The organism is Reinekea blandensis MED297, assembly GCF_000153185.1.
Classification (GTDB): Bacteria; Pseudomonadota; Gammaproteobacteria; order Pseudomonadales; family Natronospirillaceae; genus Reinekea; species Reinekea blandensis.
Genome location: NZ_CH724150.1, coordinates 351,773 through 376,796, shown reverse-complemented (window position 1 = coordinate 376,796; position 25,024 = coordinate 351,773). Strand labels below are relative to the sequence as shown.

The window sequence follows — 25,024 nt, the reverse complement described above, 5'->3', positions numbered from 1 at the left end:
AGTAAATAACGCCTGCTGGTGACAGCAGGCGAGAGGGCTGTTCCGGTCAGCTAACGCGGCGGCGGAACAGGGGTTGGGACTGGACAGCATCCGACTGATATTGGACGGAAAAGGTGTTACCAAGTGCCAGTGCGGTCTCGGCTTCCTGCTCAGAACGCAAAACAAAGGCATCGAACCCACTTCGCTGCAGGTAGTTTACCTGATCAGGCAAGATGTCTCCGAAAGCACGGATTTCACCGGTGAAAGCGTGTTCTGATCGCAGCTGACGCGCGAACGAAAATGCTCGGCCATCGGCAAATTTCTCAAACTCGAAAGCGATGACTTTGAGCTGAGGCAGGTAGGGGATCAGAGCGTCGATCTCGTCACCGGCTCGCAGTACGGCCCCCAGCTTGAAGACGCTGTCTCTTATCTCGTCCCCTTGGGATACCCAGAAGCTCAGCGGCAACAGGGCGTACTCCGGAAAAGCGCCGTCTTCTCCGGCCTCAAATACGGCCCAAGGGTCGTTTTCAACAAGAAGACCATTCTTAATGAGAGGCTGCATAAACACGCTCCTTAAAGGGATCCAGACCAATGCGATGAACGGTATCCAGGAACAGTTCATCGTCGTGGCGCTGTTCAACATAGGTATCGAGGACCTTGCCAATCACGTCAGGAATCTGATCCGCTTTGAACGAAGGACCCAGAATTTTACCGACCTTGCCCTGTATGCCGCTGTCGCCGCCCAGGGAAACCTGGTAGAACTCTTCGCCTTTTTTATCGACACCGAGGATACCGATGTTGCCAATGTGGTGGTGGCCACAGGCATTCATGCACCCGGATATGTTCAGGTCAATGTCACCCAGATCGTAAAGGTAGTCCAGATCGTCAAATCGAGTCTGGACCGCTTCCGCAATCGGGATGGACTTGGCATTTGCCAGGGCGCAGTAGTCTCCACCCGGGCAGCAGATGACATCGTTAAGGGTGCCAACGGTTGGCTCAGCCAACCCCAGCGCTGTCAGTTTCTGATATAGAGAATACAGGTCCTGCTGACGGACGTCCGACAGAATGACGTTCTGTTGATGGCTTACCCGAAGTTCGCCAAATGAGTATTCATCCGCCAAATCAGCGATGATGTCAATCTGCTCAGCGGTTGCGTCACCGGGTGCATAGCCGGGTTTCTTGAGCGAAACGGTAATGGCGGCATAGCCCGGCTGTTTGTGCGCTTCAACATTGCGCGACAGCCATTTGTCGAACTGTGGATCTTCAAAGCGCTGCTGTGCCAGTAGATCGGCTTGGTCGTTCAGTGCTTCATAAGCTGGCGCACTAAAGTGGCCCTTAACCCGGTCAATTTCGGCACTGGTCAGTTTGTCGTCGCCATCTTTGTATTTCAGCCATTCGGCTTCCACTAGCTCACGGAAAGCGTCAATACCCATCGCTTTGACCAGAATTTTGATACGAGCCTTGTACTTGTTGTCACGCCGACCTTTCAGGTTGTAGACCCTTAGAATGGCATCCAGGTACGACAACAGGTCTTCCGTTGGCAGGAAGGAGCGAATCTCCTGACCGGGCAGCGGGGTTCGGCCCAATCCACCGCCAACAAACACCTGGAACCCAGTCTCGCCTTCTTCATTCTTAACAAGCTGCAGGCCAATGTCGTGAAAACGAATGGCGGCACGGTCGGTGGCCGTGGCCGCATTGACCGCAATTTTGAACTTCCGCGGTAGAAAGGCGAACTCAGGATGTAAGGTCGACCACTGTCTGATGATTTCGCACCAGGGACGCGGATCTTCAATTTCGTCCGCAATGATGCCGGCAAACTGGTCGGTAGTGGTGTTACGGATGCAGTTACCCGACGTTTGGATAGCGTGCATCTGTACTTCGGCAAGTTCGCCGAGAATATCCGGGACATCTTCAAGCGCCGGCCAGTTCAATTGAATATTCTGCCGGGTCGTGAAATGAACGTAACCCTTGTCGTAATCGCGGCTGATGCTGGCAATTCGGCGTAACTGGGTAGACGACATGAGCCCATAAGGGACGGCAATGCGCAGCATGGGGGCATGGCGCTGGATATAGAGACCATTTTGCAGTCGCAAAGGAAGAAACTCTTCCGGCGCTAGTTCGCCGTCCAGGAAGCGGTCAGTCTGTTCCCGGAACTGGGCAACACGTTGATCAACAAGTTGTTGGTCATACGAGTCGTAAACGTACATGTTACAACCTCATTTAGCCGATTAAGGTGAAAAGGCCATGCGCAAACGACGCACAGCCTTTCATTGTTGGAGCACTATACCTTAGCACCTATATTCTCTGAATTATTAAAGTTTCATAATTTAATTCCATAGTGTTATATAAAGGCGGTTGCAGGTCGTTGATAAAGGTTATTAAATGACGGTCGACGTTCGAAAGTCGTCCAATAGAAAACAATAAAAATAGGGGAGAGTAATAGTAATGGCTTCTGGTAAATCTCGTGTAACCGATGCGCAGGCCGACGCAATTGCGGCGGTTGTGGTGGTTCTGACTGTTGTGGCAACCGCTGTCTTCTGGGTATCCGGTGCCTGATCGATAATTTGGTTTCAATACATAGCAAATGAAAGGGCCTGGGCCCTTTTTTTATGCCCGTTAGGATACCGACCGCACCAGCACTATTAATGCGACAACAAAGAGCACGGTAAACAACACACCGCCGAAAACAAACGGCCAGATCGAATGCGTTTGAAAGTCGGCCTGACGGTTTTTATCGCTCTGCACGCCGATAGCACCAGCTAACACGCTTTTTGTGACTTGCCAGAAAGACGGTTTTTTCGTTTCGGACATAAAATTTATCCTTTTTGGTCGCTTACGTTCAGATGAGCGACAACTGTCGAAAAATGATGTCAGAGGGAATAGTCATCCCGGTCATTTATACTAGAGAATACGCGGTATTGAACTAGCATGATAGGCATGACTGTTGGTCTCAACCGCTGATCATCGTCAGCAACGGGACCACACATCAATAAAAATAATCGAGGACACTATGTCAACTGCGTTAATGACCAGTCAGGAAGAACTCATTGAAGCCTTGTATCAACGGCTGATCTCTCACTTTCCGAAAAAGCATCATGCGGATCTGAACATCCTGGTTCGTGAGCTGTTTATTCATGCCTCTATGCGCGACCTGTCACAGTATGAAATGACCGATCTGGCAGGCATGGTGGTGACCCTATGGCACTCACTTCAACACAAAGAAACACGTAAAGCCCGAATAGAAGTCATTAACCCGAATGTGGAAGAGCACGAATGGCAATCGCAACACACGATTGTTTCGATTCTGCATGATGAGATTCCATTTGTGATCGATTCTGCCCGACTGGCGCTTAACAAACTCGACATCAATATACACGCCATCTTTTATGCGACGTTCTCGGTGAAGCGAGATCAGAGTGGGCACTTCCAGGGGTTTTCAGACAAAGGTCAGCAGGAGCTCCTGCTGTGTCTGGAAATGGATCGGACCTCAGTGCCAGAGCAGCGTGAACAGATTTCAACGTCGCTTCATGAGGTAATGAGCGATGTGGTGTACGTCGTCGATGACTTTCCGGCGATGGTCGACAAAACCAATGAAGTCATCAACGATCTGAAATCCCAAAAACAGCCGTTTAGTGCCGAAGAGCTGGACGAGGCCATTGTTTTCATGGATTGGATCGCGAACAACCACTTCAGTTTTCTGGCCTACGATGAATACACCATCGAAGACGGGGTAGTGAAGCAGGTACCAGGTACCGAACTGGGCTTGTTTAAAAAGAACACCAATCGGCGCGACGAAGTTATCAAAGAAATGTCCAAAGAACGCCGGGAGCATGTGTTTAAGCAGGAGTTACTCATATTCACCAAGTCCGGGCGGCGCTCAACGGTACATCGTTCCGCCTATTCCGATTACATCCTGGTGAAAGACTTTAACGATAAGGGTGAAGTGATTGGCGGACGTCGCTTCCTCGGTCTGTACACATCCTCGGTTTACAATGAAACGCCGCGTAACATTCCGGTGGTTCGGCGCAAACTGCAACGTGTTCTGGATAATTCAGGCTTTGAGCCTGGTACGCATTCCTACAAAGAGCTGGCCGCGATTCTGTATAACTTCCCCCGTGATGAACTGATTCAGAGCAGTGATGCTACCTTGTTGCGGGTATCTCATGAGGTACTGTCTATTCAGGAGCGTAAGCAGATTCGACTGTTTCTGCGCAAAGATGCCTACGGCAAGTTTTTAAATGCCCTGGTGTACATGCCCCGGGATGTGTTTAACACTCAAATCCGGATCAAAGTGCACGATCTGTTGGCTGAGCGTTTTAAAGTTGAAGGGTCTGATTTCACGACGTTTTTCAGTGAATCGGTATTGGCCCGAACACGCTTTGTGTTCAAACTGTCAGAGCCGCTCGAGGAAATCCCCCCTCTGGATGCACTCGAAAACAAAATCGTTCAGATTGCCCGACGCTGGACCGATGAGCTGCATACCGCGCTGATTGAATCCTTCGGTGAAGAGAAAGGCGTGCGACTGTATCAGCAGTACGAACATGCATTCCCGTCCGGCTACACCGATGAATACAGCGCTCGGGTGGCCGTTGCGGATATTCAGCGTATTGAGAGTCTGCGAAAGAATCCGGACGAAAACATAACCCTGAGTTTTTTCCGTTCCATGGAACCGACGGGTAGCACTCTGAAGCTCAAGCTGTTTAATAAAGGTGAGGCCTTATTGTTGTCTGACCTGATTCCGGTGCTGGAAAACCTCGGGCTGAAAGTCATTGACGAGTTTCCGTATGAAATCGTCCACCCGGAAAACGGATGTACCTGGATTTACGATTTTAACCTGCTTTACGAGCCAAACCCGGAGCTTGATCCCAGCAAATACCGGGACTCGTTTTCTAAGGCCTTCCTCAATATCTGGAAAGGACGTGCCGAAAACGATTCTTACAACAAGCTGGTGCTGCAGGCTCGGTTAACCTGGCGCGAAGTGGCCATGTTGCGTGGCTATGCAAAATACATGAAGCAAACGCAATTTGGACTCAGCCTGGAGTACATCGCAGAGACTCTTATTCAGTACACCGGTATTACGGAAAACCTGTCCGAGTTGTTTTCAGCACGCTTCAACCCGGAAAAACAAAAGGGTGTGCATCTTGTTGAGCATTGGAACAGTGAAATTGAAGCGCAACTGGATGACGTCAACAACATCAACGAAGACCGGATCTTCCGTCGTTATGTCGAGCTGATGAAGGCCACGCTGCGGACAAACTTTTACCAAGAAGGTGAGACCGGTGCCCGCAAAGAGTACATCAGCTTTAAACTCGATCCGGGTCAGTTGAGCGATATCCCACTGCCAAAACCAAAATACGAGATCTTTGTGTATTCACCACGCATTGAAGGTGTGCATCTACGCGGCGGCTCCGTGGCCCGAGGTGGGTTGCGCTGGTCAGACCGTAACGAAGATTTCCGTACCGAAGTACTGGGATTGGTAAAAGCGCAGCAGGTGAAGAATGCGGTCATCGTTCCCGTAGGGGCCAAAGGTGGTTTTGTGGCCAAACAATTGCCACCACCGCAGGACCGCGATGCCTTCTTTGCCGAGGGAATTGAGTGCTATAAAACCTTTATTCGGGGTCTGCTGGATGTCACCGATAATCTGGTTGAAAATTCGGTGGTACCGCCTAAACAGGTGGTTCGCTACGATAGTGATGACCCTTACCTGGTTGTCGCGGCCGACAAAGGTACCGCCACATTCTCTGATATAGCTAATGAAGTCGCCAATGATTATAACTTCTGGTTGGGTGATGCCTTTGCCTCGGGTGGATCCAATGGCTATGACCACAAAAAAATGGGCATAACCGCCCGCGGTGCCTGGGTCAGTGTGCAGCGGCATTTCCGAGAACTGGGAGTTGATGTCCAGAAAGACCCGATCACGGCTGTGGGTATTGGTGACATGGCCGGAGATGTGTTCGGTAATGGCATGCTGCGGTCTGAAACCATCCGCTTGGTCGGTGCATTTAACCACATGCATATCTTTGTTGACCCGAATCCGGACGCTGAAAAAAGTTTTGCTGAACGTCAACGCCTGTTTGATCTGCCGCGTTCTACCTGGGACGACTATAACAAGGAGCTGATTTCTAAAGGTGGTGGCATTTTCAGCCGATCGGCCAAATCGATCCGGGTCAGCAAGGAGATGAAAGCGATCTTCGATATTGAACAGTCTACCCTGTCGCCGAATGAGTTGATTACCGCGATGTTGAAGGCCCCTGTGGACCTGTTATGGAACGGTGGTATCGGAACCTACGTGAAAGCCAGCACGGAGACCCATGCGGATGTAGGTGATAAAGCCAATGATGCCGTGCGCATTAATGGCAAGTCGCTGCGCTGCAAAGTGATCGGCGAGGGCGGTAACCTCGGTTTCAGCCAACTGGGCCGGATCGAGTTTAACTTGAAAGGCGGTCGCTGTTTTACGGACTTCATTGATAATGCCGGTGGTGTCGACTGTTCCGACCACGAAGTGAATATGAAAATCCTGTTGGATGACATGGTCGCGAACGGCGATATGACCGTGAAACAGCGCAACACCACGCTTGAGAAACTGACTGAGGATGTTTCAGGGCTGGTATTGACCAATAATTATCGTCAAACGCAGGCACTCGGCGTCGCGTTCACCGAGTCTCGACAGCGTGTTGAAGAGTATCGTCGGCTGATCAACGGATTGGAATCAGAAGGCAAACTCAACCGCGAGTTGGAGTTTCTGCCAACGGATGAACAGATTTCTGAACGTAAGGCCAACGGCAAGGGGCTCACACGGCCGGAACTGTCGGTGTTAATTTCCTATGTGAAGGGCGATTTGAAAGAGCAGCTGGCGAAAGACGAGCTCGCGAACGATCAGTTTATTGGGCACATCGTCGAGACTGAGTTCCCGGCGGCCATGAAGAAAAAGTTTGGCAAGGTGATGACTGAGCACCGGCTTCGCAAAGAGATCATTGCGACGCAGGTGGCCAATGACATGATCAACTACATGGGGATCACCTTTTACAGCCGGCTTCATGAAAGTACCGGATGTACCGCAATCGAAGCCGCCAAAGCCTATGTCGCATCACGTGAAATATTTGGTTTGCACAAGATCTGGGCGGACATCGAAGCCCTGGATCACATCGTGCCAGCCGATGTTCAGTCCAAAATGATGCTGAGAACGTTGCGCATGGTGCGCCGGGGTACTCGTTGGCTCATCAAAAACTATCGTAAAGGCATTGATATAGAAAGCCTGATCAGCCAGTTCAAAGGTCCGCTGGAAGCCATGGCCGACAACCTGATGGAGATTCTGCCGGAGAGCCCCCGTGAAACCTGGTTGGCCGACGCCTCGGGTATGATAGAAACCGGTGTTCCAGAAAATCTGGCTCGATCGGTGGCCGCTTCGGACATGTTGTATACGTCATTGGGGGTTGCCGCGGTGTCGCAGATACTGAATCGGGATGTCCTGCATGTGGCTCACGGTTACTTCCGTGTGGGTGAGTCGCTCGGTTTAGAGTTGTTTGCTCGCCAGGTTAACTCTGCCACGGTCAACACCCATTGGCAGGCGATGGCCCGGGAGTCATACCGGGATGACCTGGAATGGCAACAGCGGCGAATCACCCAAGGGTTAATATCTCAGATGGCGGACGATCAGTCGTTAGATGAGACCGTTGATCAGTGGCTGGAGCACAACAGCATCCTGGTTGAACGCTGGCTGCGTATCATGAATGAGATTCGAGCAGTAAACGAGCCTGAGTTCAGTATGTACAGCGTCGCGATCCGCGAGCTGTTAGACCTTTCCCAGGCAACCATGACTGAGTTACAGTAAGAAGGCTGAAGGGTAGCCGGCCGGCTGCCCTTTCTTTTTCCGGGTTTATTCAGGTAACAGAATGAGCAATCAGACTCTGATTGTCGATCTGCAGATCAGTGCGGACGACTACCTCTTGCATTATCAGGGGCATGTGAAACAGGTCTCCTGCGTATCCAGAGACGGTCGCCGAGTCCAGTTTCCGACAAAAATTCTGCAGCCGTTTGTAACCCGAAGCGGCATTCATGGCGTCTTTGCGATTGAGTTTGATCGCGAGAACCGATTTGTCAGCATCAAGCGTTTGGCCTGATGTTACCAGCCCAAAAAGACACCGGCTTTCTATCGGTAGGCTTGATTTAATCCCCTGTATTGTCCTTACGATATCCGTATAATTCGGCAAATCTTACCCAAGGAGAGTCGAATGTACCCCCTGTTTCGCAAAGCCGCGTTTCTACTGTCAGCTGAAACGGCGCACGAACTGACCATTGACGCCCTGTCTGCTGTGGGTCATTTGAAATTGACCAACCTGATGCCGCAACCAAAGCAGCAAAAATCCGTCAATGTCTTTGGTATCGAGTTTCCGAACGCTGTCGGCTTAGCGGCCGGACTGGATAAAAACGGGGATGCCATTGATGCACTAGGGGCCCTGGGGTTTGGCTTTATCGAAGTCGGCACCGTAACGCCGGAGCCGCAACCGGGCAACCCAACGCCGCGACTGTTCCGGATTCCTGAAAAGGAAGCGATCATTAATCGCATGGGGTTTAACAATAAGGGCGTGGATTACCTGGTCAGCCGGATACGGAAAAGTACCTACTCCGGTGTTATCGGTGTGAATATCGGTAAAAACAAAGTAACACCGGAAGAAGAGGCCGTTAACGATTACCTGATTTGCCTCGAAAAAGTCTACGAGGTTGCCGACTACATCGTCATCAATCTCTCGTCACCAAACACCCCAGGGCTTCGCAATCTTCAGTTCGGCGAAAACCTGTCCAACCTGATTCGTGCGTTGAAAGAACGTCAGGCTTCGTTGGATGAGCAATTTGAACATACTCCGGTATTGATAAAGATTGCACCGGATCTGGACGAAGACGACATCGTCGAGCTTACCAATACGTTTAACGAACTGAAGGTAGAGGGTGTTATCGCCACGAACACAACCATCAGTCGTGAGCAGGTCGAAGGCTGTCAGTTCAGTGATGAGCAGGGCGGTCTGTCGGGAACGCCGGTTCGAGACATGTCCAATCAGGTTCTGAAGCGGTTTCGTGAACTGCTTGATGACAGCATTCCGCTGATTGGTGTCGGCGGAATCATGAGTGAGCGTGATGCAGAAGAAAAGCTGACGATGGGGGCGGATCTGGTTCAGATCTACACCGGCTTCATCTATCAGGGGCCAGGTCTGATTAAGCGGACAGTAGAACGACTGGCCCGAATGTAAGCAGCGATTTCAGAGCGGTCTACTACCGAGACACAAAAAAGCCGGCGACCGCCGGCTTTTTTGCAGTTAAATTCGTGGGTGACTTTAGTGATGAATGACGACTTCGTTGAATCGATGAATACCACTTACTCCGGTATAGCCGTCCCAATGGTCGCTGCGTCCTTCACGCCAGCCGTTTATCCATTGTTGATGTTCAGGACCTTCTTCCTTCGGGCACATTTCCTTTGACTTTCCTTCAACGCCGGCCATGTAGCCACGTTGAAAGGCTCTCTCCATCTTATCTCTTTTTTGTCTTTTCATACGCGTTCCTCGTACTGGGTCTGCTGAAAATCGAAGCCGAAATATCAATCGGCTCCGGGGAAGAACAAAAGATATGCTACTGTTGTATCTAATTGCGGACACCGGTGTCGATGAACAATAAAATCTAATAAAATAGGTTTTTATTATCGATTCGCATATTTCAAAGATAAGACTTGGCATGCGCTGAATACGGTGCATCCAGGCTGATCATCAAACGACGGTAAATTTACATATAAGTAAATGTGACCGTTTCATGAAAACTTTATAGAGAATTCGTCTAAAAATGACCGCCAACCAAACAACTCGATTCTGGGTGACTTGCCCACAGGGTGTGCATGGGCTACTGAAACAGGAAATCGCCACCTTAACCGACGCGTCAGTTGGCGATTGGCACAAAGGGGTCGAGTTTACCGGTTCTTTGAAAGATGCCTATCGAGTCTGCCTGTGGAGTCGGCTGGCGAACCGCGTTTATGCGGCCTTAGGTGAGTCTCATGAGGTCTCATTTGACGCGCTGCAGGCGCTGGTGAGCTCTGTGAACTGGGATGAGCATCTGCGCCCCAGTGGCACATTAAAAGTGGTATTCACGGGTCGGCTACCGGAAATCCGCGATACCCGGTTTGGCGCGCAAAAGGTGAAAGATTGGGTCGTCGATCAGATTCGTGAACGTCATGGTGTGCGCCCGAACGTGGACCCGCAAAACCCCGATTTGACCATTTTTGCGCAAGTCGCCCGTAAAAAGCTGTTTCTTGGCATCGAACTGACAGGTGAGTCGCTGCATCGACGGGGGTATCGTCAGGCCACCGGGCCCGCGCCGATTAAAGAAAACCTGGCCGCGGCCATTCTGTTGGCCTCCGACTGGCCGGCGCGAGCGAAACGTGGTGAGTCCTTTCTGGATTTGATGTGTGGCTCCGGTACGTTAGTGACCGAAGCGGCCATGATTGCAGCTGATTACGCACCTGGCCTGGGACGCACACAGTTTGGCTTTGAGCGCTGGTTACAGCATTCGGTGAACGATTGGCGCGAGTTGTTAGGAGAGGCGCGAGAGCGACGCGAGGCTGGCCGCGAAACCATGCCAGTGGTGTTAGGGTACGATGCCGACGGTGGCGTCATCGCCAGTGCGAACGCAACGCTGGAAAAGCTGGGCTTGGAAAAGCAGGCACGCTGCTATCACAGATCGCTGGCGGAGTGGACGTTACCGACTCACTGGGCATTAACACCCGGTTTATGGGTGTCGAACCCTCCCTATGGTGAGCGTTTAGGTGATAAACCTACGTTGTTACGCACCTATCGTCGTATCGGGGAAATTGCACGCGAACAGCTCAATGGTTGGGAGCTTGGGATGCTGACATCTGACGACATTCTGGCCCGGGAGATTGGCTTTAAGCCCCATGACAAACGTCGGCTGTTTAATGGACCGATCGAAACGACCTATTACCAGTTCCACGTCGATGAGGCTCAGAAAGCGTCCGCACCGGCCAATAACGAGCAGGTTGAAGCGTTTCGTAATCGGTTGCTGAAAAACCGTAAGCAACTGAAAAAGTGGGTTAATCGGGAAAACCTGGAGGCCTATCGGCTTTACGATGCCGACATTCCGGAGTTTGCGCTGGCGATTGATGTCTATGGCCAGGCATTGCACGTGCAAGAGTACGCACCGCCGAAAACGGTTCCGGAGCACAAAGCCCAACAACGGTTATTGCAAGCCGTCGATGCTTTATCTGATGTCATGGAGTTACCGGTGTCGAAAATCGCGGTAAAACGTCGCGAACGGCAAAAGGGTACTCGGCAATACGAGAAAAATGATGCCCGAAACGAGTCCTTTACGGTCACAGAATACGGTGTGACGTTGAAGGTGAACCTGCACGATTATCTGGATACCGGCTTGTTTCTGGATCACCGGAACATGCGGAAAAAAGTTCAGGAAACCGCCAGGGGCAAACGTGTCCTGAATCTCTTTTGCTACACCGGCGCGTTCACGGCTCATGCTTATGCGGGTGGGGCGGCTTCGACAACCAGTGTGGATCTGTCCAAAACTTATTTAGCTTGGGCGAAAGATAACCTGCAACTGAATGGTGGAAAAGCTGGTCCGAATCATCGTTTTATTCACAGCGATTGCCTTCAATGGCTGAGTGAATCCAAGGACACCTTCGATCTTATCATTATGGATCCACCGACTTTCAGTAACTCAGCACGTATGAAAGACACGTTGGATGTCCAGCGCGACCATGAGTTTCTGGTGGATCACGCCATGAAACTGTTGAGTCCGGACGGTGTGCTGATTTTTTCCAATAATTACCGCAAGTTCTATCTTGATGATCGGCTCTATGAGGCCTATGCCGTTCAAGATGTGACTGGACAATCCGTGCCAAAAGATTTTACCCGGTCGCGGCCACATCGCTGCTTTGAAATTCGGCATAAGCCGGCATGACCAACAAGCGCACTGTCATGCCGACCGTCCAACTGACCGGATACATCGATGTACCGGAAAATTTGCTCAATGAGGTTTTACAGGCGCTGCCTGACCATGTTCATAACACCCGGGCTGAACCCGGGTGTTTGGCATTCAACGTGACTCAACAGACAGATCGGCCTACGCGGTTTGATGTCACTGAGCAGTTTATCGACCGGCAGGCCTTCGAGTCACATCAGCAACGCGTTCGTTTATCGGATTGGGGTCGACTGACGGTGGACGTTGAACGGTACTATGAAGTGACCGAGCATCCATCGGAAGACTAACAAACCCTAGTCAGCAAATGAGCAGGTGGCTTAGGGCTAGTCAGTCTGGACGCTATGCTGATTCATTCAGGTTAACATCCAGCCGTTTTAATCCTCTTTTCCGAAACCTGTAGTCAGATCTCATCGTTCTTCATCTTTTCTCTGCATTGCGTCTTTACCAAAAACGGTAACAAACTTTCGACCCTGTACTCAGTAGTACCCGCGAAAATTTTCATAATGTCAGGCCCTTTTTAACTAACTTTCACCAAAGGATTGAATGGATGAGAGCCGAAATACTTTTCACTTTCACAAGCCTGGCGTTAACCGCTGGGATGGTTCAGGGCAATGAGCACGCGTCACAAGATCACGATCCTGTTGCAGACTCCGTTATTGAACTTCAACGTGCGCAACTTGCAGCGAATACGATGGGACAGGGCTTTGGACCTCAATCACCGCGCGACATTGACCAGCCCCTGGGCGATAACACTATTACTTTTGCACCGGCTCCGGCCTATACCGCTATGAACTTGTGCAATATCCATTTTCATAAAAATGCTGAGCACAAAGGAGGGGAGTTCACTGAGTATGCTGGCAATGGCGACGGACATGGTTACGAGTCCGGATACACATACGTTGGCGAGTTGTCAGAATCGGAGTTGTCGCCCGTTAAGCAGGAGGTTTGCTTAAGTGAGCATGGTAGTCTCGTCCCCGGTGACACGATTGAAGTGCACTATGTTCATACCACTGCGCAGACAGAGCCGGGTCCCACATTGAATGCGTGTATGAGTGAATCACTGAAGAACCCTCAGTTACGTGTTGAGGCACAGGTCTTTGTGTTGGTGAATGACTCTGACGCCCTGGACTTTGAAGAAACCACTACGATTCAGGTCAGAGACGGCGTCTATCAGGCCGCCTCTATTCCCTCCCATACGGGAGCTCCGGTTGAGTATGCTGGCTCAACGACCGGGCCGGGATACAACGAACAAGGATCGCCCTATCAGGTGACCTGGAATGTCCGGCCTGGCGTTGAAAAAGTAAATATTGCTTCTGTGGGGGCTTGGTGTGAAGGGAATGAGTTTAACGAAGACCATGCTCACGGGGTAAGAAACCTGGTCGTGAACCCGGAACTGTTGTCACCGAATTCGCAATAAGATGTTGGTTCAATGATTGAATCCCGAATAAATAACGGCTCTTACTATTGAGTGGTTTAGTGGACGCCCCTGTTGTCAAACAGGGGCGTCGATGATTGGGGGGCGACGACTTTTTCTATCTGTATATGAGCAAAATTTGTTAGCTACAGATGCTCAGGGTTATGACATCAATGTGCATTTCCAGATCACAAACTTTGGATGTTTGGAAACTAAATGAACATCTTTGAAGCGTTTTTTAAGTTCTGTGGCATACGACAAGTGCCGGTTTGCGACGACCCAAAATTCACCGTCCTTAGACAGGTGCTTTTTGGCATCGTCAAACAGTTTCTGGGCGATACCTTCGGTCAGTGTGTTGTCCTGATGAAAGGGCGGATTACAAAGAATTAAGTCAAATTGCTGGTCAGCGGCGAGCGCATTTAAACCATTGGAATGGACAGTGATTGCGTTGCCGGGGAGGTCGTTTAATGTCCAGTTTTGTTCAGCCGATTTCAGTGCCTGAGCATTTTCATCGATCAAAACAACCTGAGCATCAGGATGAGCCTTAAAATAGGCCAATCCCAATATTCCGTTTCCACAACCCAGATCCAGAACCTTGTCCGCGGCCGGTAGATGTTCATAATAACTGAGAAACACGAGGGCGCCGGGATCCGGCCGGTTCTCAGCAAAGCATCCTGGAAGGTGCCGCAGAGTAAGGTTTGGGTTCTGAACGCGATATTGACGTTGAGTTGATATTTGAATGTGTTTTGGTTTTGAAAGTTCGATAACACGGGCCTTTTTCTCTGCCCGACCAGGGCTAACTTCCTCAAAAAGCCGGTTCATCACCTCAATATGACCCGCGCTGATGTGCTTAACCATTCCCAGGGCATAAATCGTCCGATCAGGCGCTGAATGTCGGCAGCACTGCTCCAATTGCCAGGCAAAATAGTTAATTGATTTTGGAATGTGCAGGGCGACGTTGTGCGCTTCGGTCTCAGTTGCCAGGCTGGTTAGAATGTTGGGCTGCCGGACACGATTTGCCTGACAGTTTAGCTGCAGGGCTTCCTGTGCCATGGCCGAGGCATGCCACCATTGCACCGGTTGATCATGCAGGGCAACCGCAAGGGCCCCAAAAGCGTCATTCAGTAGCAGTATTGGCGATCTATCCGGTTTGTAGCGTTCCAGAAACAACTCATCGGCGGCGTTCCACGCTTGCAGGCGATGATCTTGAGGAACGCGTTGCAGACGATATGATGATTGAAACAAATGATCAGCAGGTTTTGTCATGTGGTTCCAGAAAACAGTTCAATTAACGCCTAAGTCGCGAGGCTTTCATTTGGTGACAGACGAAATTGTGCATCAGTTACCATCATTGAACCAGATAAAAACCGGGCAGTTATCATTGCTGCTTCAACATACGTCCGCATCTCTGAGTTTGAATGAAAACGCCGACCCGACGGTGCGGACGGACCTGGAGACCGTTTTTAACAAACTGGTACCCGAAAACCATCCGGATTATCAACATACATTCGAAGGACCCGATGATTTACCCGCGCATATCAAAAGTGCCTTGCTGGGCGTGCAGCTCACACTGCCAGTGTCCAATGGACAGCTGGCCTTGGGCACCTGGCAGGGTATTGTGCTCGGCGAACACCGTAACCGGGGCGGGTCTCGTCGAATTGTAGCGACACTGATGGGCGATGGCTGACCCCGTCAATTCCGCTCCAATATAACCCCGGCTTCCATATGGTGCGTATAAGGGAACTGATCAAACAACGCCGTCGCGGTCATGCGGTACTGGCCTCTGAGTGCTTCGATGTTTTTGACCATAGACTCTGGGTTGCAGGAAATGTAGATAATCCTGCGAAACTTTTTTAACAATTCAACGGTGTCTTCATCCAAACCGGCGCGCGGCGGGTCGACCAGAATGGTGTCAAAGTCGTAGTCATCGATGCGGAACTCACGAAAGCGGCGATTGGGTTCATTGTGTAACCAAGCTTTTGACAGGTCTTCACTGGCCATTCTGGCAATACTGACATTGTCTACCTGGTTTAATGCGATGTTTTCCTGGGCGCTTTTGACTGAAGTACGCGAGATTTCAGTCCCCAACACCCGTCGAAAGTTCTGAGCCAGTGGGATTGAGAAGTTGCCGTTACCGCAATACAGCTCCAACAGATCGGCGCTCTCACGGCCCTGACTGTGCTCAACAGCCCATTGGATCATTTGTTCGCAGACGCCGGCATTCGGCTGAGTGAAGCTGTTTTCGTACTGGTGAAAGTGAAAGTCTCGACCGAGAATGCTCAGAGTTTCGGTGACGTAGTCCCGATCCAGCACCAGTCTGAGTTTTCGGGCACGACCAATAACCGGATAACCCCATTGTTCTTGCCAATAGCGAGCACGTTCTTCCCAGTTAGAGTCCAGTTGACGATGATAGATCAGAGTGATCAGGGCATCGCCCGATTGGGTGGTTAAAAACTCGACCTGGAACAATCGGTTTCGTAGTTCAGGGTCTTCATGTACGGCATTCCGGACCTTTGTCATCAGGTCGTTGCACAGCTCTGTGGCGACTGGAAAATCGACGACTTCAACCGGTGTGCGTCGATCTTCCGGGCGAAACATCGCGTAATAGGAGCGTTCGCCCTCATGCCAGAATCGGAACTCAGCCCGCATTCGGTAATGCGCGGATGTTGACGAAAAAATGTTGAGTTCGGGGTGGTCCCATGCGTCTAACAGCACTTTCAGCCGATCCGTTTTGTCGGCGAGTTGACGGTCATATTGGTCTGGTGCAAAAGGAAAAGGCATGTGAAACCTGTGCTGTGTTCGTTGAAGTGGGCGCATTGTAGGAATCTGGTACGAATTCTCTACTTTATACCGTTATCTTTATTGAAATCTTTGCGTACTGTGGTTTTTATCCGCCGACTTCCTATAATCCGCGCAATTTTATTCAAAACAGAGAGCTAAGTTTTAATGGATACCGAGCTGATAGACGACATTCTTACCGATATCCGGCATTTCCTGCTGTGCTCAACTCCTCAGGGCTGGATCGATGTGGCTCTGGACAATGTTCCATTGTTGCTGATCGATCATGCAAACTGTGAAAAGAAAGCCGCTTCAACGGCGATGTCGATGATGTATAAGTACATCGATCGTCGCGAGTTGTTAGCTAAGATGAGCAAGCTGGCGAGAGAAGAGCTGGTCCATTTCGATCAGGTTACCAAAATCATGTACGAGCGGAACATAGAATACATTCCTGTCTCCGCGGCTCGATACGCTGCTGGTTTACACAAGTTGGTGCGTAAGGAAGAGCCGAATCAGCTGATCGATAAATGCATCATCGGTGCGATTGTCGAAGCTCGTTCCTGTGAACGCTTTGCCTGTCTGATCCCTTATTTAGATGAAACTCTGGCGAAATTTTATTATTCGCTGCTAAAGAGTGAAGGGCGGCACTTCCGGGATTATCTGACATTGGCTGAACTCTATGCCGATCAACCGATTGATGAGCGTGTTCAGGTGTTTTTAGACGCCGAAAAAGCGTTGATAGAGAGTGACGATGTCGAGTTTCGCTTCCACAGCGGTGTACCTTCGGTTGCCTGACGAATCAGAGCCATCAGAATACCGGGTTGTCGACTGTGAAGCGGTGCAAAGTTGGGCCGTTTTGGTCGATTTTTCCGTACCAGCCGTAGTGATGCCAGTCGCCCAAGACCATCCGGCGCGGTGACTGCGCGTTTTCCTGGTTTTGCAGATCCAGGTGAATATCAGCCAGGTGAGTGTGTCCGTGAACGAGGATATCGCACTTGTTCTTAATCAGCGTCTGTTTTATTGCCTCCGGGGTGACATCAATTGGAATCGGATGACGCTGATACTTGTTTTTAGAGGCCGCTCGGAGCGTTTCCGCGATTTTAATGCGGCGCTTTTTACTCAGCGACCTGAGCATCTTTAATACCCATGGGTGTCGAATGATGCGGCGAAACATCAGGTATTTCTTATCGTCAGTACAGTACAGGTCGCCATGACTGAGCAGGACTCGATGCTTTGCGATGATAAGCGGAACTTCATCTGCCTCGAGCAAGATCATATGCGCACGGTCGCAATAGGCTTTCCCGATAGCAAAGTCCCGGTTGCCCGGTAAAAAATAGATCGTGATCGATTTCCGACGGGAGGTTTCGGCCAGTGCGTCCGCAACTTCGGTGGAGTAAGGCAGGTCAACATCATCGCCGACCCAGTATTCGAAGAAATCGCCCAGAATAAAAAGCGCCTCGATCTCTTCTGGAATCCACTTCAGAAACTGAAAAAAAGCCCGGATGCATTCCGGGCGATCTTCCATCAAATGCAGATCTGAAACAAACAACGCATTTGAATAGTTTTTGGTCATGATTCAGTCGACCAGGGTGGCCTTTTCAATCACAACGTCTTCAGTCGGAACATCCTGATGTCCAGCGCGGAAGGTTGTAGGTACCGACTTGATGCGATCAACAACATCCTGACCTTCAATGACTTCACCAAAGACCGCATAACCCCAACCATCGGCTGTTTCGGATTTAAAATCCAGGAAGCTGTTGTCGGCCACATTGATGAAAAACTGCGCGCTGGCGGAATGGGGATCCATGGTGCGCGCCATCGCGATGCTGTACTTCGTGTTTTTCAGGCCATTGTTGGCTTCGTTCGGAATAGGAGCGTCGGTTTCTTTCTGAATCATGCCGGGCTCAAAGCCGCCGCCTTGAACCATAAAGCCATTGATGACGCGGTGAAAAATGACACCGTCGTAAAAGCCTTTCTCGACATAAGATTTAAAGTTGGCCGCGGTTTTGGGTGCCTTTTCCGCGTTTAGTTCTAAGGTGATGTCACCCATGGAGGTTTGCAGTAATACTTTCATTCGTTTGTCCTTCCGGTTTAATTGGTTATGCCCAAGTGTAGTTGTTTCGCTGCGATCAGCGTGTTTTCCATCAGGGTTGCCACAGTCATAGGCCCCACACCACCTGGAACGGGTGTGATCCAACTGGCCCGTTGTTGAGCGGTTTCAAATTCAACATCGCCGACAATTTTGTTGTCGTCATCACGGTTAATGCCCACATCGATGACGATTGCCCCTTTTTTAATCCACTCACCTTTAACGAGGCCTGGCTTTCCGGCAGCAACCACAACAATGTCAGCGTGACGAACATGGCGCTCTAAGTCCTGAGTGAATCGATGAGTGGTAATGACGGTGCAGCCGGCCAACAAGAGCTCAAGGGCCATTGGGCGGCCAACGTGGTTGGAAGCGCCAACGACGACAGCGTCTTTCCCGCGTATGGTTTCACCCGTTCGGTGCAGCAGTGTCATGATGCCTTTAGGTGTGCAACTCTCCAGCAAAGGGCGACGCTGGGCGAGTCGACCGATGTTAAATGGGTGAAATCCATCGACATCTTTATCAACTTTGATTCGTTCAACCACCGTATCGGCGTTGATGTGCTCAGGCAGCGGCATCTGAACCAGAATTCCGTCGATAGAGGCATCGTCATTCAACTCATCAATCAATGCCAGCAGTTCGGCTTCTTTGGTTTCTGCCGGTAGTTCATAGTTTTTCGACTTAAAGCCGACTTCCTCGCAAGACCGGATCTTACTGCCCACGTACTTTTGTGATGCGAAATCAGACCCTACCAGCACGACAGCCAGTCCCGGTGGGCGTTGTCCTTGGTTAACTAGAGCCTGGACATCTTGAGCGACTTTCTGTTTAAGCTCGTTAGCAATGGCTTTTCCATCGATGATTTTTGCTGACACGTCGTGACCTACCGGGGATGATTGATAAGAAGGGCGCGATTTTCGCATGGTGGGCACCGCACAGCAACTTGCCAGCGATGGAGATCACTTTTTCTCTTATATACTCGGACCCGAGCCGTGTTGCTGGTTTACTTCTTAAGGTAGTCCGTTTGTCGGTTGGAGCGTCTTTGCAAGTAGCAGTGTTCAGAAATGGAGATCACTGAAATAGCCTGAACGTAGTTTGGCGTGACTTAAACCGGTCTTAAAATCACCTATCATCCTGATTTTTAAGATTTTTTTAAAAAAATGTTTGACGAGTGAGAAAGTCGCCATTAATATGCGCGCCACGTTGACGGACACAAGTCGATTCGGAGCATAGCGCAGCTTGGTAGCGCATCTGGTTTGGGACCAGAGGGTCGGGGGTTCGAATCCCTCTGCTCCGACCAACCTTTCGGGGTTGGGGTGGAAGTGAAGCGTTAGGCTGGGTTCGTTTATGGATCAAGTCTGAAGTCAGCTTCGGCCAAAAGTCGATTTGGTGGCCGGTAGGAACGGGCAGAGCGCTCGTAGCTCAACCGGATAGAGCACTCGCCTTCTAAGCGAGTGGTTGCAGGTTCGAGTCCTGCCGGGCGTGCCAAATCTCAGCGTAATTCTGGTGGGCGTAGCTCAGTTGGTAGAGCCCCGGATTGTGATTCCGGTGGTCGTGGGTTCGATCCCCATCGTCCACCCCAGTTTTCGAAAAAGGCCGTTTTGTGAAACGGCCTTTTTTTTTGCTCGTATGCGGGTAAAGCGACGATTTTAGACGGGTAGGGCTTGATTCTGGCGGGGTCCGTCCTTAGAGTATCAGCCCCCAAAAATTTAGTGATTGATCATCTATTTAAAGAGGAAGCCTCATGCAAGTTTCTGTCGAGACAACCACAGGTCTTGAGCGCCGCATGACTGTTGGTGTTCCAGCAGCTGAAGTAGACAACGCTGTTACGCAAAAATTAAAGGAAACGGCTCGACGAGTGCGAATTGATGGCTTTCGCCCTGGTAAGGTGCCTGTTTCAGTTGTTAAGCAACGTTTTGGTGACAGCATCCGGGCCGAAGTGCTCGAAGATGTTGTTCGCAACCATTACGCACAGGCACTGACATCAGAAAAAATCACACCGGCCGGTTCTCCTCAGATCGAACTGAGCAAAGATAAAGCTGGTGAAGACGTTGAGTTTATTGCCACGTTTGAAGTCTTTCCGGATGTCGAGCTGGCCGGCTTTGACGGTTTTGAGTTTGAAAAGTCCAAAGCTGAAATTACCGATGCAGACGTCGATAAGATGCTCGACAACCTGCGTCAGCAGCGAGCCAACTACGTTCAGGTAGAGCGCGCAGCGAAAGAAGGCGACCGCGTTAAAATCGATTTCGTCGGCAAGATTGACGGAGAAGCTTTTGACGGTGGTAGTGCAGAAGGCCAGTCGGTTACGCTGGGTTCCGGTCAGATGATTCCTGGTTTTGAATCAGGCATTGAAGGCTTGAAAGCTGGCGATGAAAAGCCTGTTGAATTGACCTTCCCTGAAGATTACGGCAACGAAGATCTGGCTGGCAAAGCCGCGGTTTTCGATATCAAGGTACACGAAGTGGCCGAAGCCGAGCTGCCTGAGCTGAATGAAGAGTTTTTTGCAGCCTTTGGTGCTGAGGGTAAAGACCTTGAAACCTTCAAAACGGAAGTGCGCCAGAATATGGAGCGTGAAGCCCGAACTGCACTGGAAGGCAAGCTGAAAAACACGGTCATTGACAAACTGGTTGAAGTCAATGAAATCGATGTGCCGTCAGCATTGGTTCAGGATGAGATTCACCGGTTGAAGCACCAGGCGGTTCAGCAGTTTGGTGATCAAGCTCAGATTGACCCACATTCATTGCCTGATGAGCTGTTCACAGAACAGGCCCAGCGTCGTGTAAAAGTTGGTCTGATTATGAACGAGTTGATCAACAAGGCCGAAATCAAAGCTGACGACGCGGCTGTGAAGGCTTATATTGAAGATCAGGCTTCTGTGTATCAAGATCCTCAACAGGTGATCGATTATTACAACAGCAATCCTGAAATGTTGAACCAGGTTAAGGCCGTTGTAGTTGAAAATGCTGCAATTGACCATATTCTGGAAAACTCAAAGGTAGCTGAATCCGTCGTCAGTTACGAAGAAGCCATTAAGTCGAACGGTTCTCAACAAGGGTGATTATTAAGTAACTTGTTGTAACAGTATTCGTAAAAACGACTACACTGAAAGTTGGCTCTTCTTAAAGGATGGCCAACTTTTTTTTTACTAAAAAATATCAAGGAGTCGGAGTATGTCATCTAATCGCGAAACGGGTTTTGCGAGTGATATTGTCAATGCAGGCGGCCTGGTTCCGATGGTTGTTGAGCAGACGTCACGTGGTGAGCGGTCGTTTGATATCTATTCCAGACTGTTAAAAGAAAATGTGATCTTTTTGGTCGGTCAGGTCGAAGACTATATGGCCAATCTGGTAGTGGCTCAGCTTCTGTTTCTGGAAAGTGAGAACCCGGATAAAGATATCCATCTGTACATAAATTCACCAGGTGGTTCCGTGACCGCCGGTATGGCCATTTACGATACCATGCAGTTTATCAAGCCGGATGTGTCAACCATGTGTATCGGCCAAGCTGCCAGCATGGGGGCTCTACTTCTAACAGGTGGTGCTAAAGGTAAGCGTTATTGTCTGCCTAATTCGCGAATGATGATTCACCAGCCGCTCGGTGGTTACCAGGGCCAGGCGACTGACATTGAAATTCATGCTCGTGAAATTCTGGAAATGAAACGCCGTTTGAATGAGATAATGGCGCATCACACCGGTCGACCACTGGAAGATGTTGAGAGAGATACGGATCGTGATAACTTCATGACAGCAGAGCAGGCTGTCGACTATGGGTTGGTCGATCAGGTAATCACGAATCGTTGATAATGATTCGTTAATCACAGAGATTACAAAATCCCACGAAATAATAGGGTGAAAACTTGCTTTTACGGCAAGGTGGTTTCATCTTTATCAGGTAATACAGCAATGGAGTATTTTGATGGCTGATGATAGAACCAGAAAGGGCGATGATGGAAAGTTGCTTTATTGCTCCTTCTGCGGCAAGAGCCAGCATGAGGTCAGGAAGTTAATTGCTGGGCCATCGGTGTTCATCTGCGACGAATGCGTTGATCTGTGTAATGACATTATTCGGGAGGAGCTTCAGGAGTCTGCGCCGAAGAGCGAAAGTACGCGACTCCCCGTGCCGTCCGAAATCCGATCCACCTTGGATGAGTATGTGATTGGACAAGATCGCGCCAAAATGGTCTTGTCGGTAGCGGTTTATAACCACTACAAGCGTCTTCAATATGGTGAAGCTAATTCTGACGTCGAGTTGAGCAAGTCAAACATTCTGCTGATCGGCCCAACCGGTAGCGGTAAAACATTGCTGGCGGAAACCATGGCTCGGCTGTTGAACGTGCCATTTACGATGGCCGATGCAACAACTCTGACTGAAGCTGGTTATGTTGGTGAGGATGTTGAAAACATCATTCAGAAACTGCTGCAGAAGTGTGATTATGATGTCGACAAGGCGCAGCGCGGCATTGTTTATATCGATGAAATTGACAAAATTTCACGTAAGTCAGACAACCCCTCCATCACGCGTGATGTGTCTGGAGAAGGGGTGCAGCAGGCATTGCTTAAGCTGATTGAAGGCACGGTTGCTTCCGTGCCGCCTCAAGGTGGGCGTAAGCATCCTCAGCAAGAGTTCCTGCAGGTAGATACTGCTAATATCCTGTTCATCTGTGGTGGTGCCTTTGCCGGTCTTGAAAAGGTCATTCAGAACCGCACCGATAAAGGTGGTATTGGCTTCAACGCCGAAGTTAAGAAAAAAGATGACCGGAAACTGGGGTCTGTCATTGCCAATGTAGAGCCTGAAGATCTGGTGAAATACGGCTTGATTCCTGAATTCATCGGTCGCCTGCCGGTTGTAGCGACTCTGACTGAGTTGGACGAGGCAGCCTTGGTACAGATTCTTACAACTCCAAAGAACTCTCTGGTTAAGCAGTATCAGAAACTGTTCGAAATGGAGTCCGTTGAGTTGGATATTCGCGAGAGTGCATTGAAGGCTGTTGCCAATAAAGCAATGGAGCGTAATACCGGTGCACGTGGATTGCGTTCGATTCTCGAAAATGTGTTGTTAGACACCATGTATCGGGTGCCGTCTGAAGACAATGTCACGAAAGTGGTGATAGACGAATCCGTGATTAGCGGTGAGTCAGAGCCTCTGCTGATCTATGAAAGTTCAGATAATCAGCGAACAGCAAACGGGTCTAACGATTGATCAGATCCGATCTTTTCGTTTCGAACGGTCTTCGGATGACTCCTTAGGCCGAGCAGTTCGGTTTCAGGGTTTGCGGGTCAAACTGAAATTGAACGCATGCGGTGATCCCGACCCGGGAGGCTGAAGACCGCCAGGAATTTCAGCCTCCTATTTCATCTAAGCTATTGATATCCTTCATATTGTCACCATTGTTGGATTACGAAAACAGTGAATTGAGGTTTACATGTCGAGCCAAGACGTTACCGAAAACCCAACAATGGAGCTTCCATTGCTGCCTCTGCGGGATGTGGTGGTCTATCCACATATGGTAATCCCGCTGTTTGTCGGTCGTCAGAAGTCGATTGCTGCGCTTCAGCACGCGATGGATAACGACAAAAAAATTCTTTTGGTTGCCCAGAAAAATGCCAAAGACGATGAACCAGATCGCTCAGATCTCTATACCGTTGGCACCTTGGCAACCGTACTGCAGTTGTTGCGACTGCCTGATGGAACTGTAAAGGTTCTGGTCGAGGGTATCGATCGAATTTCACTGCATTCGATCATTGAGACCGACGAGTTTCTCAGTGGTCAGGCCGAGTTGTTGAACACTAATCCTTTAAGTGACAGGGAAAAAGAATCGCTGGTGCGTATTCTGATGTCACAGTTCGACAAGTACGTTCAGTTGAGCAAAAAAGTCCCATCTGAAGTGACGACGTCGCTTAACAGCATTGAAGAGCCAGGCCGTTTATCGGACACCATTGCGTCTCATCTTTCGTTGAAGGTTGAAGAAAAGCAGAAAGTGCTCGAAGTCGCGGCTGAGCGTGAGCGTATCGAACACTTACTGGCATTGCTCGAATCTGAAATCGATCTGCTGGAAGTTGAAAAACGAATTCGTGGTCGCGTTAAAAAGCAGATGGAAAAGTCTCAACGCGAGTATTACCTGAATGAACAAATTAAGGCGATCCAAAAAGAGCTGGGTGACCTTGATGAAAGTAATGCCAGTGAAGTTGAAGAGCTGACCCGGAAAATCGAAGAATCAGGGATGCCAAAAGAAGCCAAAGAAAAGGCTTCGGCTGAACTTAACAAACTGAAGATGATGTCTCCCATGTCGGCTGAGGCATCTGTTGTGCGCAATTATCTCGATTGGATGCTTGGCGTTCCGTGGTCGAAGCGCTCCCGAGTGCGCCATGATTTGGAAAAAGCCAAGTCTGTTCTTGAGTCTGATCATTACGGGTTGGATGAAGTCAAAGAGCGCATTCTGGAATATTTGGCGGTTCAACAGCGCGTCAAAAAAATTAAAGGCCCGGTCTTGTGTTTGGTTGGACCTCCAGGGGTCGGTAAAACTTCGCTGGGTCAATCGATTGCGAAAGCGACCAATCGACAGTTTGTCCGAATGGCCTTAGGCGGTGTACGGGACGAGTCTGAAATTCGTGGCCATCGTCGCACCTACATCGGCTCAATGCCGGGTAAAATTGTTCAAAAGCTGAGTAAAGCCGGTGTAAAAAACCCTCTGTTTTTGTTGGATGAAATCGACAAAATGGGCATGGATCATCGCGGTGATCCAGCTTCTGCACTGCTCGAGGTGTTGGATCCAGAGCAAA

21 protein-coding genes and 3 tRNA genes are annotated in these 25,024 nt (G+C 50.0%); 15 read left to right on the top strand and 9 right to left on the bottom strand.

All coding sequences use genetic code 11. The annotated features are described in order from the left end of the window. Window positions 1–46: 46 nt before the first annotated feature. From MED297_RS07125 to MED297_RS07115, 3 genes are all read right to left on the bottom strand, one after another. Entirely contained in the window at window positions 47–541 is a 495-nt protein-coding gene (locus tag MED297_RS07125) for a DUF934 domain-containing protein (RefSeq protein WP_008043623.1), read from the bottom strand. Continuing rightward, on the bottom strand, window positions 525–2,186 hold the full coding sequence (locus tag MED297_RS07120) for a nitrite/sulfite reductase (RefSeq protein ID WP_008043622.1): 1,662 nt from the start codon (window positions 2,184–2,186) through the stop codon (window positions 525–527). The genes MED297_RS07125 and MED297_RS07120 overlap by 17 nt, the downstream gene beginning before the upstream one ends. A gap of 409 nt (window positions 2,187–2,595) precedes the next feature. Further along, window positions 2,596–2,790, bottom strand: coding sequence for a DUF2970 domain-containing protein (locus MED297_RS07115; protein WP_008043620.1), 195 nt, complete (start codon window positions 2,788–2,790; stop codon window positions 2,596–2,598). 199 nt (window positions 2,791–2,989) lie between these two features. Between MED297_RS07115 and MED297_RS07110 the strand changes: the two genes are divergently transcribed. The 3 genes from MED297_RS07110 (at window position 2,990) to MED297_RS07100 (ending at window position 9,224) form a co-directional block, all read left to right on the top strand. Then, a complete protein-coding gene (locus MED297_RS07110) occupies window positions 2,990–7,810 on the top strand; it encodes an NAD-glutamate dehydrogenase (protein ID WP_008043619.1) in 4,821 nt (1,606 codons plus the stop codon). Between the two features lie 61 nt (window positions 7,811–7,871). Then, entirely contained in the window at window positions 7,872–8,099 is a 228-nt protein-coding gene (locus tag MED297_RS07105; RefSeq protein ID WP_008043618.1) for a DUF2835 domain-containing protein, read from the top strand. A 111-nt stretch (window positions 8,100–8,210) separates the two neighbouring features. Next, window positions 8,211–9,224: a quinone-dependent dihydroorotate dehydrogenase gene (locus tag MED297_RS07100; protein ID WP_008043617.1), complete on the top strand. Its 1,014-nt coding sequence runs from the start codon at window positions 8,211–8,213 to the stop codon at window positions 9,222–9,224. An 84-nt stretch (window positions 9,225–9,308) separates the two neighbouring features. On the opposite strand, the gene rmf is transcribed toward MED297_RS07100, so the two are convergent. Next, window positions 9,309–9,524 carry a ribosome modulation factor gene (gene rmf, locus MED297_RS07095; RefSeq protein WP_040556725.1) on the bottom strand — a complete coding sequence of 72 codons (216 nt, stop codon included), beginning with the start codon at window positions 9,522–9,524 and terminating at the stop codon, window positions 9,309–9,311. 283 nt (window positions 9,525–9,807) lie between these two features. Between rmf and rlmKL the strand changes: the two genes are divergently transcribed. The 3 genes from rlmKL to MED297_RS07080 all read left to right on the top strand — a co-directional run bounded on the left by rlmKL (window position 9,808) and on the right by MED297_RS07080 (window position 13,387). Then, complete coding sequence (gene rlmKL / locus MED297_RS07090; RefSeq protein ID WP_008043615.1) at window positions 9,808–11,949, top strand: bifunctional 23S rRNA (guanine(2069)-N(7))-methyltransferase RlmK/23S rRNA (guanine(2445)-N(2))-methyltransferase RlmL; 2,142 nt, start codon at window positions 9,808–9,810, stop codon at window positions 11,947–11,949. Next, on the top strand, window positions 11,946–12,257 hold the full coding sequence (locus MED297_RS07085) for a putative quinol monooxygenase (RefSeq protein ID WP_237613420.1): 312 nt from the start codon (window positions 11,946–11,948) through the stop codon (window positions 12,255–12,257). Before rlmKL ends, MED297_RS07085 begins: the two co-directional genes overlap by 4 nt. 260 nt (window positions 12,258–12,517) lie before the next feature. Continuing rightward, window positions 12,518–13,387: a delta-class carbonic anhydrase gene (locus tag MED297_RS07080; RefSeq protein ID WP_008043611.1), complete on the top strand. Its 870-nt coding sequence runs from the start codon at window positions 12,518–12,520 to the stop codon at window positions 13,385–13,387. A gap of 159 nt (window positions 13,388–13,546) precedes the next feature. On the opposite strand, the gene MED297_RS07075 is transcribed toward MED297_RS07080, so the two are convergent. Beyond that, window positions 13,547–14,650, bottom strand: a complete 1,104-nt coding sequence (locus MED297_RS07075; RefSeq protein WP_008043608.1) for a class I SAM-dependent methyltransferase — start codon at window positions 14,648–14,650, stop codon at window positions 13,547–13,549. Between MED297_RS07075 and MED297_RS07070 the strand changes: the two genes are divergently transcribed. Beyond that, window positions 14,649–15,071 (top strand): secondary thiamine-phosphate synthase enzyme YjbQ, encoded by a 423-nt coding sequence (locus MED297_RS07070; RefSeq protein WP_008043606.1) that lies wholly within the window; start codon window positions 14,649–14,651, stop codon window positions 15,069–15,071. The genes MED297_RS07075 and MED297_RS07070 overlap by 2 nt on opposite strands. A gap of 5 nt (window positions 15,072–15,076) precedes the next feature. Here MED297_RS07070 and trmA read toward each other — a convergent pair whose 3' ends face one another. Further along, the gene (trmA, locus tag MED297_RS07065; RefSeq protein WP_008043604.1) at window positions 15,077–16,165 is read right to left on the bottom strand and encodes a tRNA (uridine(54)-C5)-methyltransferase TrmA; all 1,089 of its coding nucleotides are present in this window, start codon (window positions 16,163–16,165) and stop codon (window positions 15,077–15,079) included. Window positions 16,166–16,330: 165 nt separating this feature from the next. On the opposite strand from trmA, the gene MED297_RS07060 reads away from it, so the two are divergent. Next, window positions 16,331–16,957 carry a MiaE family protein gene (locus MED297_RS07060; RefSeq protein WP_008043601.1) on the top strand — a complete coding sequence of 209 codons (627 nt, stop codon included), beginning with the start codon at window positions 16,331–16,333 and terminating at the stop codon, window positions 16,955–16,957. Between the two features lie 13 nt (window positions 16,958–16,970). Here the strand turns inward: MED297_RS07060 and MED297_RS07055 are convergent, their stop codons facing one another. Genes MED297_RS07055 through folD form a run of 3 tightly spaced genes read right to left on the bottom strand, consistent with a single transcriptional unit; the run spans window position 16,971 to window position 19,168 of the window. Continuing rightward, window positions 16,971–17,735 (bottom strand): UDP-2,3-diacylglucosamine diphosphatase, encoded by a 765-nt coding sequence (locus MED297_RS07055; RefSeq protein ID WP_008043597.1) that lies wholly within the window; start codon window positions 17,733–17,735, stop codon window positions 16,971–16,973. 3 nt (window positions 17,736–17,738) lie between these two features. Continuing rightward, window positions 17,739–18,236, bottom strand: a complete 498-nt coding sequence (locus MED297_RS07050) for a peptidylprolyl isomerase (protein WP_008043595.1) — start codon at window positions 18,234–18,236, stop codon at window positions 17,739–17,741. A 17-nt stretch (window positions 18,237–18,253) separates the two neighbouring features. Continuing rightward, on the bottom strand, window positions 18,254–19,168 hold the full coding sequence (gene folD / locus MED297_RS07045) for a bifunctional methylenetetrahydrofolate dehydrogenase/methenyltetrahydrofolate cyclohydrolase FolD (RefSeq protein WP_008043594.1): 915 nt from the start codon (window positions 19,166–19,168) through the stop codon (window positions 18,254–18,256). Between the two features lie 300 nt (window positions 19,169–19,468). Between folD and MED297_RS07040 the strand changes: the two genes are divergently transcribed. The 7 genes from MED297_RS07040 to MED297_RS21800 all read left to right on the top strand — a co-directional run. After that, a tRNA-Pro gene (locus MED297_RS07040) sits at window positions 19,469–19,545 on the top strand. A gap of 111 nt (window positions 19,546–19,656) precedes the next feature. Then, window positions 19,657–19,733: transfer RNA gene (locus tag MED297_RS07035), tRNA-Arg, on the top strand. Window positions 19,734–19,751: 18 nt separating this feature from the next. Then, window positions 19,752–19,827, top strand: a tRNA-His gene (locus MED297_RS07030). A 162-nt stretch (window positions 19,828–19,989) separates the two neighbouring features. Further along, window positions 19,990–21,303 carry a trigger factor gene (tig, locus tag MED297_RS07025; RefSeq protein ID WP_008043593.1) on the top strand — a complete coding sequence of 438 codons (1,314 nt, stop codon included), beginning with the start codon at window positions 19,990–19,992 and terminating at the stop codon, window positions 21,301–21,303. Between the two features lie 112 nt (window positions 21,304–21,415). Continuing rightward, window positions 21,416–22,045, top strand: a complete 630-nt coding sequence (clpP, locus tag MED297_RS07020; RefSeq protein ID WP_008043591.1) for an ATP-dependent Clp endopeptidase proteolytic subunit ClpP — start codon at window positions 21,416–21,418, stop codon at window positions 22,043–22,045. A 115-nt stretch (window positions 22,046–22,160) separates the two neighbouring features. Beyond that, window positions 22,161–23,444, top strand: a complete 1,284-nt coding sequence (gene clpX / locus MED297_RS07015) for an ATP-dependent Clp protease ATP-binding subunit ClpX (RefSeq protein ID WP_040556724.1) — start codon at window positions 22,161–22,163, stop codon at window positions 23,442–23,444. A 223-nt stretch (window positions 23,445–23,667) separates the two neighbouring features. Next, window positions 23,668–25,024, top strand: a 1,357-nt coding sequence (locus tag MED297_RS21800; protein ID WP_008043587.1) for an LON peptidase substrate-binding domain-containing protein, incomplete at its 3' end; no start/stop codon positions are given.